Origin of the sequence: Hahella sp. CCB-MM4 (assembly GCF_002260525.1) — a bacterium.
In the GTDB taxonomy this organism is placed as follows: domain Bacteria; phylum Pseudomonadota; class Gammaproteobacteria; order Pseudomonadales; family Oleiphilaceae; genus Hahella.
The window spans coordinates 23,793-35,190 of sequence record NZ_MRYI01000030.1 but is presented as its reverse complement, the minus strand read 5'-3'; the positions used below and the strand labels follow the sequence as shown (position 1 = coordinate 35,190).

Sequence of the window (11,398 nt, the reverse complement as noted above, 5' to 3'; positions counted from 1 at the left end):
GATGGGCCCAGATGAGGCCCTGCGAGGGGTGTGAGATCCAAAATGGCCGGAAAAACAATCTGTATCTTCGACCATTTTCGTCGAGAGTATCAATTACCTCAGAATTTTGGGGTTATTCAGACTCTCCCTAGACCAATTATCTTTTTTATGATGGTTTCATTTTTTGTAGTAATACCTTGGGGGGTGGCAATCCTGCTTGGCATTATTGGGAATGAATCTCATTACTCCGATATTCTCAAGTTATCGGTTATTCCTCCCATAGCCATATCTTTCTTCCTTTTTATACCAGTGTTGCAACATGGAAATTTACCTGGTTTAAAAGGCGAACATACATACAAATTTATGGGTTCTGGAATTCGATTGTCGGGGCCGGGGTTTGATAACCATATACAGTGGTCTCAAAATTTATAATGGTCAACGGAATTTATCTTTTGTTTTCGAGTAAATGCCCAATAATTTCTGTTCCGAAGCGTGGTATACCTGCTTCTATGACTTGTCAATTTGACGCATTGCTAAAAGCGAAGATCGGTGTGCAAGTCTCTCCTAAACTAGGGGGAGACTCATTTAGAGTTCACTGACAGTATGTTGTTATCTATAAAAACTCTCGCGCCCGATCATTAACGTCATGTGAGGTCAATCTATACATATTGGAGTGCGCTCTAATTAAGCATTCCAATTCATTGTAGTTTTCGTAATACTCATATAGTGGTCCGCTAAATAATACATTTATAGGAAAAGTCCAGTTGTTGTTTATCATGTGGTCAGTGTTTAAGTTTCTAATGTTGCTGATTTTCGAGCACTCATCTTGACCAAAAACTCCCCAAAGAAATGTTAAACTTCCTTTGCCAAGAGTAGAAAAGAGTGGCGGTTTTAAATAAATTTTTGGTATATATATTATATTGCAAAGACGATCTGAAATGTCTTTTTTAAAAATCAAAAATTTACTTTTTAAACTATCTCTAATCTCGGTGAACCCCGGCAATAGGTCTTCCTGGGCAATAATGTTTTTTACAAAAACTCTAGCTGAGTTCTTGTCTTCAATTTCAAAATTTCTCGAATGTTCAGAGCTATGCTGAATAAGCTCAATACCACGACAGCGCAATATTTCTTCTTTAGTATTCATCAATGCTTTAACAAAACTCTCATCCCGTAGTGCATCCAGATTATGCATCTTCCTTTTCAATGCGGTAATTCCATATTCATACCGAGAGTAAATATGGCGGTTTTCCTGGAACTCCAATCTCTTCTTTCTCAATAGTTCTGAGTAGTAGCTTTCCCCACAAATTCTTGTAAGTTGCAATTCAGTTTCTACCGCCCAAAACTCCTTAAACTCCTCTTCTGTTGAGAAATCACTAAGAAATTTTATGGCAGGAACATGGGAGCACCATCCTGAGTCCTCAAGTAAATTACCCCTGTTAAAGTACTCTCCAGCAAAGTCGATGAGAGACTTTCTAAAATTAAAATATCTATCGGGATCATTCATGTTATTTAAGGCTTAACAGGATTTACTCTAGGAATAACTTCTCTATTAGGGAGGTGTGGCACACCCTTCAACATATCAAACATATCTTTTCAGGAAAAGGTGCCTGATCTATTCTCCACCAATAGCTCGACGCCACATGCAAATCCCCATAAACTGAAAACACCTCAAACACCAAGGATTGGAGTGTACGATGATTAAGGGAATTTTCTTCGCAGTAAGTCTTATTCTTATAACCACCTCTTTTTCTACCCACGCAGAGCTTTTTCCTTTTGAAGATGGTACGACGGCGACCTTTGCTGCCGGGGTTTTGTCTGATGAGGGTAAGTATGCCGTCGCATGGTATAACGGCAGTGTTGGTGGATGGATAGTTGATAATCTAGGCCGGGAATATTCTCCCATTCAAGCCAATGCGTCGATCGTTGGAATAGAGCCAAGCCAGATTCTTGCGTTGGCTGATGGGCAGTTTTTGATAGTGCACAATAAGCTCAATGACGATGGGAGTGGTGGTTATGGCCAGCTATATAATGCCGACGGTACGTTACTGGGACAGACTGTTTACCTGACACCGAAAGTTGATGAAGAGCCCACCATTACAGGCGATGTATGGAGTGCTTCGCTGGCAGACGGAAATGTTGTGGTGGCATGGACTGAGCATGTCTTGAGTCCTGATGACGGGCATGCGGGCTACTCAAATGTCTACGCACAAATCTATAGCCCAAGCCTGCTCAGAATCGGTAATGTGATTGAAGTCAGTACCGATCATAGCGGGCGAGGGTGGGGAAAAATTAAAAATGACGTTCGTGTGGCGGCTTTTGATAGTGGAGACTTTGTTGTCACATTCCAGGCCAAAAAGAAATTCTATGGCCGCCGCTTTATCCATTCTGGATACCCCAAAACAGATCGGGAGTTTACGATTGGGAATCATGCGCAAGCTGATCTGGAGTCGAGAATATTGGCTCTCTCTAATAGCCGCTATGTATTTGCCTGGTCGGAAGGTGGGGGGCATCGACCACTGAAATCCTACTTGCAGGTTCTTAATGGCAGCGATCAACGATTGGGCAATCCTGTTGTTCTAAATCACAAGGGTCGTACTGCTGTTGAGACTGGTAGCACTGCGGTTGAGATAGAAAGCCTGACAAAGCGCTCGACACGTCATTTCTGGGTAACCTATAGCTACCAAAAGCCAGGACGCTACGCCTACAAACTGGCAACTCAGCCCTATCGACTTGAGATGGATGACACACTGACTTCACTGCTGAATCATGAGGGGATGGAACTCGCCGATAACGTTAGCGGTTATTATGATGATACCGAAAATAACATTCCGCGCCGGAAAGGCCTTCTGCTGAATTACCGCAGTAACCTCTATGTCAGTATCTATAACGGCACAGTAGATATTAGCGACCACGATTGGTTTGAAGGTCTTCTTGGAGAGCAGTTTGGGAGTGGAGGTTGCCATGATCTGGTAGAAAGCTGGACAGAATTATGTCCGGTAGCCGCCCCGACATTTAAAGAATAAAAGACATGGTAAATTGAATATCGAGTTTAATGATGTGCTTGTAGTAACTGACAAGTTTCAGGGCGGAGCCGCCGCTGGAGCATGCTGGCTCCGCCCTGTTAATTCCAAGTTTAACTGATTAAATAGCCTCAATGGCTACGGGCGTCCCGTTAAACGCCGCGTTACCGCTTAACGGATCAACTCGACCCGCATCAGTCAGGGTATTGATGCTGATCCCCGGTTGGGTAGCTGCTACTGTCATGCGAGTGTCTTTTCGATTGTGTCCCCAGCCTTGCGGAATACTGACCACGCCTTGCAGGATGTCTTCGCTGACATCGGCTTCCATTTCAACATGTCCCGTGGCTGAACGGACGACAACGGTCTGGCCTTTAGTGATGCCCAGGCGTTCCGCATCTTCAACGTTTATCAATACGGTACAGGGATTCCTGCCTTTGACCAGGCGTTGTGAGTTTTGCGTCCAGGTGTTGTGGCTGCGAGCGAGGCGGCGGCCGATCATCTCGAAGGGGTATTCCATTCTGCGTTCTGCATCGCTGGCGGCATAGTCTTTCAAACGTGCTAGATCATCCAGGTAAATTTGGGGCGCCAGTTGGATGTGCCCGTCCGCAGTACGGATACGATTTTCCAGACAGGGCTTGAGTGGCCCCAGATCAATACCGTGTGGGTTGTCCTTTAACTTCTGTAGATTGATTCCCTGATCTTTATAGGGACCGGTTTGTAATCCCATCTCCAGTAGTAGTTCAGGTGTGGAACCGTCCTCCGGGGTACCCGTCAGGTGGCTGGCCAGGGCTTTCAGTATCTGCCAATCGTGCATCTGGTTGCCGGTCTTCTCAAACAGCGGTGGCGAGAACTTCACTGTATTGCGAACGGCAAAGCTGTTAAAGAAAATGTCGTAGTGAGCTACTTCCAGGCCATGGGTGGCGGGCAGAATAATATTCGCGTGCTGGGTGGTCTCGTTCAGGTAAATATCCACAGACACCATGTAGTCCAACTGGGCGAAGGCTTTACCCAGGTTGTCACCGCCGGGAGCGGACAAAACAGGGTTGCCGGCAATGGTAAACATGGCACGGATTTGACCTTCCCCTTCGGTGAGGATTTCCTCGGCCAGTGTCGCCACCGGAAACTCTGAGTTGTTATAGGGCAACTGACGTACCCGGGACTGGAAACGGCCATACGAGCTTGGTTTTCCCTTTGGCGTTCGTTGCAGGAGATCCAGTGCCGGTAGGGGGAACATAGCGCCGCCTTCGCGGTCGAAGTTACCGGTGATGATATTCAGGACATTGGTCAGCCACAGGCACAGACCACCGAAGGATTGAGTCGAGGCACCCATCCGGCTGTAACAGACTGCCGATGGCGCGCTGGCCATCTCCCGCGCCAGTTGGCGAATTTTCTCTGCATTGATACCAACGACTTCGGCAACGGATTCAGGGGGAAAGTCTGCGCAGGCTTGTTTTACCTCATTTAAGCCATCGACGACGCTTTCCAGGTGACCCAGTTTCGCCAGTCCTTCGCTGATCACCGTGTTGATCATTGCCAGTAGAAACAACGCGTCTTTCTCCGGGCGAATAAAGACGTGCTCACTGGCAATTCGGGCGGTTTCCGTTTTGCGAGGATCGATGACCACCACTTTGCCGCCACGGTTTTTAATATCCTTGATCCGGCCGGGAACTCCGGCGGCCGTCATCATGCTGCCATTGGAAACCACCGGATTACCGCCAATAATCAACATGTAGTCAGTGCGATCAATATCCGGCACCGGAATCGCCATGCCCGCACCGAACATATAATTGGACGCTACATGGTGAGGGAGCTGGTCGGCAGAAGCAGAACTGAAACGGTTTCTAGAGCCCACTGCTTTGAAGAAATGGGGCAGGAACAGTGCGTTGCCAAAGTTGTGTGCATTAGGATTACCCAGATAGATACCTACAGCATCATTGCCATGCTCGGCCTGGATTCGTTTGATGTTGGCGGTAATGTCGGCAAAAGCCTCGTCCCAACGGATCTCTTCCCAGCCAGTGGCAGTCCGTTTCAGCGGTGTTCGAAGCCGGTCCGGATCATGGTAGAAATCCTGCAGAGCCACTGCTTTGGGACAAATATGGCCGCGACTGAACGGGTCCTCCTGGTCGGGCTTGATGGAGATAACTTCGTTACCCTGATATTTGATCTCCAGGCCACACATGGCTTCACAGATATTGCAGGTACGATAGTGGGTCTTGATCTCACTCATGCCGGTTCACTCGCCGCTGTTGTATTTATTGGTGGGTAACCGTGCCCCTGCCGGATGTTGCAGAGAGTAGGTCGATTGTCAGTCTGGCAGGTCTGGGAGGGAAGTGTAATTGTCACAAATGACATGGATTTGGTGATAATGGACAAAGAAAAGTTTAGAAGGAAAGCGCTTAAGAAATTAGAAGGACAGTGCATAAGAAAAGCGTGTCCGGTCTATTTTCAACTGAACTGACGGTATCCATAAAGCCAGGATTCGCCAGCGGGTTACACATATTCCTATCCTTTAACACCGTAATGTTGTGGGGGGCCGGTATGCCCTGCTCACATAGGCTTCTATCGATGGATTTATACAGCGTAAATAACTTGGGGCCAGAGTAAAAAATCACCTATATTCTTGCTGTAATCCCAAAAAAGGCCTCCCAAAAAGCACAGAACCTTTCCTTTGAGGATCAGGATCAGGATCATGAAATACAAACGGATTGTTGTTAGTCATTACGGTGGACCTGACGCACTTCAGTTGGTTGAAGATGACTGTCCGGAACCAGGTCAGGGTGAGGTGCGGGTGAAAGTGCTGGCGGCAGGGGTGTCTGCTCCTGACATTATGGCGCGGGAGGGTATTCATCCGGAAACGCCTCAAGTGCCTTATACACCGGGATGGGACTTGGTTGGCGTGGTGGATCTGCTCGGTGAAGGTGTCTCTGGGGTTGAGCCCGGACAAACGGTTGCCGCACTACCGATCCATGGTGCTTATGCAGAATATGTCTGCCTTCCGCAAAGAGAATTTATTCCCGTTCCATCAGGATTAGACCCCGCTGAAGCTGTCAGCCTCATTCTTAACTATATGACCGCGTATCAGATGCTACATCGTGCAGCCAAGATCAAAACGGGTCAGAGTGTGCTTATTCACGGTGCTTCCGGTGGCGTTGGCTCGGCACTTATGCAACTTGGCCGGCTCGCCAATCTTACGATGTATGGTACCTGCCCAGCGCAAGGCGCTTCCGCCGTTAAGGAATTGGGAGGGACCCCCATTGATTATCAGAATCAAGACTTTGTCGAGGAAATACATCGACTGACAAGTGAGGGGGTTGATGTGGTCTTTGACAGTATTGGCGGTTCACATATCTGGCGTTCGCGCAGGGCTCTTCGTCCTGGCGGAAAAGTTGTCGCTTTTGGTCTCACTGGAATGTTAAGTGGTGGCCGGTTAGCCTCCGGCCGTTCCGGTGAGCGTCATCCTTATCGGGCGATTATCGTCTTTGGATTGTATATTGCCGGCGGCTGGCTATTTCCTGGCCGTAAGCGGGTGGTTCCGTATAGCATTCAGACTCTAAAACGACTCCGGCCGGAAATGTTTCGTGAGGATTTAATGGCGTTGTTTGACCTTCTTAAGCAACGGAAGATCAAGCCCATTGTTGCGGAAAGATTACCGCTTGTTGAGGCACGGCGGGCACAGGAACTACTTGGAAAGGGCAACGTCACTGGCAAGATTGTATTAGTGTGCAACGAAAACTCGACGAACGAATATTCCTTTAAATGATATCTGAGAGGGGCCTCCGCTGAGTGACTTTCAGTACGGTCGCTAATGTTAAGTTTAAGCTTCAACTTAGGTTACACTTGTTCCTTCACCATCAGTCTATTTCAACACCGATAAAAGAAGTATGAAGTTTCTGCAACAGCGTATCGAACAACAGCTCATTGGCCTCACCGGTCTTGCTCTTGGCGGCATTGACTATGAATCCCCAGCAGGTGACCCCGGCTTGTTCGGGCCCGGCAGTGTATGCTGGCTGGTACATGCGGATTTTCCTTCCATGCTGTGTGGAGGGATCAGTGCGTTGATGTTGCAAATGCTGCATCCGCTGGCGTTGTCCGGTGTGTTGGGGCATTCCAATTTCCGTGAGGATATGATTGGGCGGTTGCGGCGTACCGGTCAGTTTATTGCGGGGACAACGTATGGGGCAGAGGCGGATGCCCGTCGGCTGATTGAGCGGGTACGGAAGATTCACGATCAGGTCGTCGGAGTTGCACCGGATGGTCGTCCCTATGCAGCCAATGATCCTGAGCTGCTGGTGTGGGTGCATGTGGCGGAGGTTTACAGCTTCCTTGCCGGGTACTTGCGTTATTGTAATCCGGCTCTGAGTGAAGCCGAGCAGGATCGTTACTATGATGAAGTGGCCCGGATTGCCGAGGCTCTTGGTGCCAAGGATGTACCGCGATCGCGGAAGGCGGTGGACGAATACTTGCAGGGCATGCGGTCCGAACTGGTATTCGACGAACGAGCGGCGGAAGTCCTGTCTCTGTTGATGAATGCCCCGGCTCCCAGCCGCTTAACTCAACCCGTAGGTCGTATCATGACTCAGGCCGGACTTCTACTGCTACCGGACTGGGCTCGAACCATGATCGGCATTAGTGATAGCCCATGGCGACGCCGAAGTGTTGAAATCGGTATGAATACCCTGGCTCCCACCATGCGCTGGTCATTTCGCAATGGCGCTTCACATCGTGCACGGCGGCGTATGGGGGAGCACACGCCCTAGGAACATTTGGCCAATTGGGAAGATGCTTCTGTGGTGGGAGTAATTCTTTTTTGTTTTGAATTCTGAGCCGGCTAAAAAGTGGATTGAAGTGCTCTCAGCGGTATATTCTTCTGGCTTGCCAATGGAATCCCTATAACCAAAACAGACCGATCCCGATGTCTAAAACGGACTTATAAAGTATGGCGACTATTCTAACCTCCCTGTTTCAATACAAAGCCTGGGCCAATCACGAACTCTTTAATGAACTGAAAAAACTCGACTCTGCCGGCCATGCAAAAGAACTGTATGATGCGATCAGAATACTGAACCATGTGTATGTTGTAGACCGGATCTTCGCTGCTCAGCTTCAGGGAGGTGACCATCCGTATACCGCAACCAATACTCCTGAGACTCCGGCGCTTGACGACTTGTTTGATGCAGTCCAGTTAATGGACGAATGGTATTTGGATTATGCAGGTGGACTGAGCCCTCAACAGCTGGCGGAGTGTGTCAACTTTACCTTTGTCGATGGTGATAAAGGCACGATGACCCGGGAGGAGATTCTGCTGCACATTGTGACCCATGGCGGGTACCATCGTGGGGCTGTGGGACGAATCATGGCCCAGCTCACTGTTGCGCCGCCTCGAGATATATTTACCCGGTTTCTGCATGAACATGAGCCTGGGCGGAGAGAGTAGCAAAAAGGAAAATTTACTCAGTCACTGAGATACTTATGTCAGAATTCTGGATTATCGACACGAAATGCAAAGTTTTGCAGGAAAGTACAATGCCACAGGACGGAAGTACCTATTACTACGGTCGTAGTGTGGTGCTCGCAGATACAATGGAGTTGGCCATAGAGCAACTGACACAGGCTTTGAAAAAAGACCATATATTGCTTGAGGAAGTTCAGCAGGTGGTTACATATGAAGATGGGCAGTGGACTGAAGACGACGACTTTGAGGTTCACGAGAGCCTCAGAGATTCAATGTTGAGTAACGAAATAGAGTTTGGCTGCTTCATTTCAGAGAAATCTCGATAGGGTAGTCGAAGGGAAAGAAGGATCCCTGACGCTGACAGAAGAGGCTTTAATCACAATCCATTGAAAAATTGCAGACGATCGGACGTAACGATTAAACTCGAGAAAATTCCCTGCCAGAAAACTCCCGCCATGCTCTGTACCATCCTGCAAAGAGCTATAGCCATCCCCGATAAGCAGGCACTTGCTGACATCGAAGCCCTGTTCCAACACCGATCCCTGAAAAAAGGGCAAACCCTCCTTCATCAGGGCGACCTTTGGACAAGAGCCTTCGCGATAGAGTCCGGACTCTTGCGAATGCATGTAATTGACCCGAACGGGAAGGAGTTCAACAAGAACTTTCATCTCGAGGGAACGTTGATCTGTCCACTCACGACAGATATGGAGAAAAAGCCTTCCCTGTTTGCGGTGACAGCGCTGGAGAATTCTGTGATATGGGAGGCCCCCGTCATCGATTTTCGTTCGGTACTCGGAGACTACGGACTTTGGGAGCCGCTGCGCACCCGGCTTCTTGAGAGGCTTCTCAATGACAAACTGCAACGGGAATATGACCTTCTTACTCTGGATGGAACGTCCCGCTACCAGAATTTCTGCCACTCTCAATCGTCATTGGCGGCGCGCATTCCACTCGCGCAACTGGCCAGCTATCTGGGGCTGACAGATGTGTCGCTTTCAAGAATCAGACGCGGTCTCAAACGGCAAGACTGATCATTTGTTAAGGTCGGAGTCCGGTTTCCTTTTTAGAATCGCAGAAGTTACCCAAGCCATGTTGGGGGATCTGTTATGAATCGTATAGGAGGATGCCGATGACCCACGATAAACCACTTCTGAACCTTATCGAAAGCGGTACCCTCGGCCTTGCCACCATTGTGTTTGGCATTATGGCGGGCTTCTTTTGGACCTATTCGTTCAACGTCAATCTGGCCTTGCTGCAAGTTGATGGCGAAACCTATGCACGGGTGCAGTCTCTGCTCAATGTGAATGTTCGCCATCCTATGTTTTTCTCTTTCTTTTTTGGTGGTGGTCTTTTCTCAATGATGGCGTTGGTTGTGAATCTGAGGCAATGGCGGACCGGTTCTTTCTGGTTAATTGCACTGGCCACTGTGATCTATATCGTGGGTGTGATTCTGTACACCAAACAAGTCAATCTGCCGCTGAACTACTATACAGAATCATGGCAACCGACCGACCTTCCTGAGGATTGGATGGAAACGAGAAGCCGGTGGAATGATGCCAATGCGGTGCGTGTTGTAGCGTCTTTTGTGCCGTTTACTTCTTGCGTTATTGCCCTAATGCTTAGAACTACTCAGCGGCGCTAAATTCTTAGCGAAAACCTTCTATTTGACAACATTCTGATGATTGTGAGGTGGCACTTAATTGTGTTTTAGGATTGATTTTCCCCCTATGTTCGCCTGAAGCATTGCTTTATATTTTTATTAAGTGATTGTCATGTGATAATGTGTTGCGAATTTTTTGTGGTAAGGAAGGGAGTTATTTGAGGGAAGCGTATGAAATGTTCTTCTGTGCCTCGACTTTATAGTGTCGTCAGTTTTATATTGGTTGCTCTACTGGGGTTTACCATAAGTGGTTGTGCTCAAAGGCAAATTCCAGTCAATTATAATCAATTACCGCAAGTGCCTATCCAAGCACTATCTGCGGACAAAGCCCTAATATATTTGTATTCTCCTGATGGTATAGACATGCCTATCCGGATAGATGGAAAGCCATATGGTGAACTTGAAGGGAGAGTATATACGTATTTTTATCTTGAGCCGGGTAATCACTCAATCGTGTATTACGACTGGCTGCTTCCAAAAAGTAAGCTTGCCGAAATTAATGCCAAGTTTGAAGGTGGACATGTATATCACCTGAAGCAGTTCCATGAAACTCAAAGAACAGAAGGTGGCGCTCTTGTTCAGGGGCTTGTTGCCGGACTTGGGTTTTCATCCAACGCAATGTCCAGGTTTGGCGAAATAAGCGCTGACGAAGCTTCATATCTACGCAAGAAACTCACACTCTTAACTACAGAAGAAGATCTCTGATGCAATTCAATAAACTTATCCGCTACTGTTTGATAGCAAGTCTGTTCATCTTTCAGATAGGTTGTGCACCGGATATTCCAATTTCAGCTGTCACTGCGGATAGTACTGTTAAATTAGATAACGTGTCTTTTAGTCCTATTCTACTCACCACTGGTGAGGTTGATGGGAGCATATACTCTGGAGCTTACACAAAAATATATAAGTGGCACTTTGATGAGAATATGCAGCGAGAATTTATTGATGTGCTCTCTCGCGAATTGGCGAACCATGGGGGGGGATTTGATGGAGGAAATGAGACATCAACCTCTATTCATGTGAATTTCCGTAAAACGTTCTATGAGTCTAACGCTGGAAATTATTTCTTTGATGTGGAGATGAAATTATCCTATATGGAGGTTTCTAAATCCTTCTTTTACAGAATTTCCACTCAAGAAGGCCTGTCTTTCAGTGAACAGTGGAATTTTACTGTTACTGAGAAACGTGCTTGGGCTGTGAAAAAATTGGTTGAATTCATGATGAGTGACATCGAACAGTTTGTTAAAGGAGGGCGTGTCTAACGCCCATGGTTGTCAACGTAATACT

General features: G+C 47.7%; 12 protein-coding genes. 10 read left to right on the top strand and 2 right to left on the bottom strand.

The window, feature by feature from the left end; genetic code table 11:
* The first annotated feature begins 42 nt into the window (after positions 1 to 42).
* Positions 43 to 411 (top strand): hypothetical protein, encoded by a 369-nt coding sequence (locus tag BTA51_RS30325; protein WP_094712440.1) that lies wholly within the window; start codon positions 43 to 45, stop codon positions 409 to 411.
* A 181-nt stretch (positions 412 to 592) separates the two neighbouring features.
* On the opposite strand, the gene BTA51_RS28235 is transcribed toward BTA51_RS30325, so the two are convergent.
* A complete protein-coding gene (locus BTA51_RS28235) occupies positions 593 to 1,483 on the bottom strand; it encodes a hypothetical protein (RefSeq protein ID WP_094712439.1) in 891 nt (296 codons plus the stop codon).
* Positions 1,484 to 1,673: 190 nt separating this feature from the next.
* On the opposite strand from BTA51_RS28235, the gene BTA51_RS28230 reads away from it, so the two are divergent.
* Positions 1,674 to 3,002: a hypothetical protein gene (locus BTA51_RS28230; RefSeq protein WP_094712438.1), complete on the top strand. Its 1,329-nt coding sequence runs from the start codon at positions 1,674 to 1,676 to the stop codon at positions 3,000 to 3,002.
* Between the two features lie 118 nt (positions 3,003 to 3,120).
* Here BTA51_RS28230 and BTA51_RS28225 read toward each other — a convergent pair whose 3' ends face one another.
* Positions 3,121 to 5,226 carry a molybdopterin-dependent oxidoreductase gene (locus tag BTA51_RS28225; RefSeq protein ID WP_094712437.1) on the bottom strand — a complete coding sequence of 702 codons (2,106 nt, stop codon included), beginning with the start codon at positions 5,224 to 5,226 and terminating at the stop codon, positions 3,121 to 3,123.
* 462 nt (positions 5,227 to 5,688) lie between these two features.
* Here BTA51_RS28225 and BTA51_RS28220 point away from each other — a divergent pair, with 462 nt between their 5' ends.
* The 8 genes from BTA51_RS28220 (at position 5,689) to BTA51_RS28185 (ending at position 11,373) form a co-directional block, all read left to right on the top strand.
* Positions 5,689 to 6,759, top strand: a complete 1,071-nt coding sequence (locus BTA51_RS28220) for a medium chain dehydrogenase/reductase family protein (RefSeq protein WP_094712436.1) — start codon at positions 5,689 to 5,691, stop codon at positions 6,757 to 6,759.
* A 121-nt stretch (positions 6,760 to 6,880) separates the two neighbouring features.
* The gene (locus BTA51_RS28215) at positions 6,881 to 7,756 is read left to right on the top strand and encodes an oxygenase MpaB family protein (protein ID WP_094712435.1); all 876 of its coding nucleotides are present in this window, start codon (positions 6,881 to 6,883) and stop codon (positions 7,754 to 7,756) included.
* Positions 7,757 to 7,935: 179 nt separating this feature from the next.
* Entirely contained in the window at positions 7,936 to 8,433 is a 498-nt protein-coding gene (locus BTA51_RS28210; RefSeq protein WP_094712434.1) for a DinB family protein, read from the top strand.
* Between the two features lie 89 nt (positions 8,434 to 8,522).
* Entirely contained in the window at positions 8,523 to 8,777 is a 255-nt protein-coding gene (locus tag BTA51_RS28205; RefSeq protein WP_246841227.1) for a hypothetical protein, read from the top strand.
* A gap of 129 nt (positions 8,778 to 8,906) precedes the next feature.
* Positions 8,907 to 9,482 carry a Crp/Fnr family transcriptional regulator gene (locus BTA51_RS28200; protein WP_094712432.1) on the top strand — a complete coding sequence of 192 codons (576 nt, stop codon included), beginning with the start codon at positions 8,907 to 8,909 and terminating at the stop codon, positions 9,480 to 9,482.
* Positions 9,483 to 9,580: 98 nt separating this feature from the next.
* On the top strand, positions 9,581 to 10,093 hold the full coding sequence (locus tag BTA51_RS28195) for a DUF1772 domain-containing protein (RefSeq protein ID WP_094712431.1): 513 nt from the start codon (positions 9,581 to 9,583) through the stop codon (positions 10,091 to 10,093).
* A gap of 189 nt (positions 10,094 to 10,282) precedes the next feature.
* A complete protein-coding gene (locus BTA51_RS28190) occupies positions 10,283 to 10,816 on the top strand; it encodes a DUF2846 domain-containing protein (RefSeq protein WP_094712430.1) in 534 nt (177 codons plus the stop codon).
* Entirely contained in the window at positions 10,816 to 11,373 is a 558-nt protein-coding gene (locus BTA51_RS28185; RefSeq protein ID WP_094712429.1) for a hypothetical protein, read from the top strand. Before BTA51_RS28190 ends, BTA51_RS28185 begins: the two co-directional genes overlap by 1 nt.
* The last annotated feature ends 25 nt before the right edge of the window (positions 11,374 to 11,398 follow it).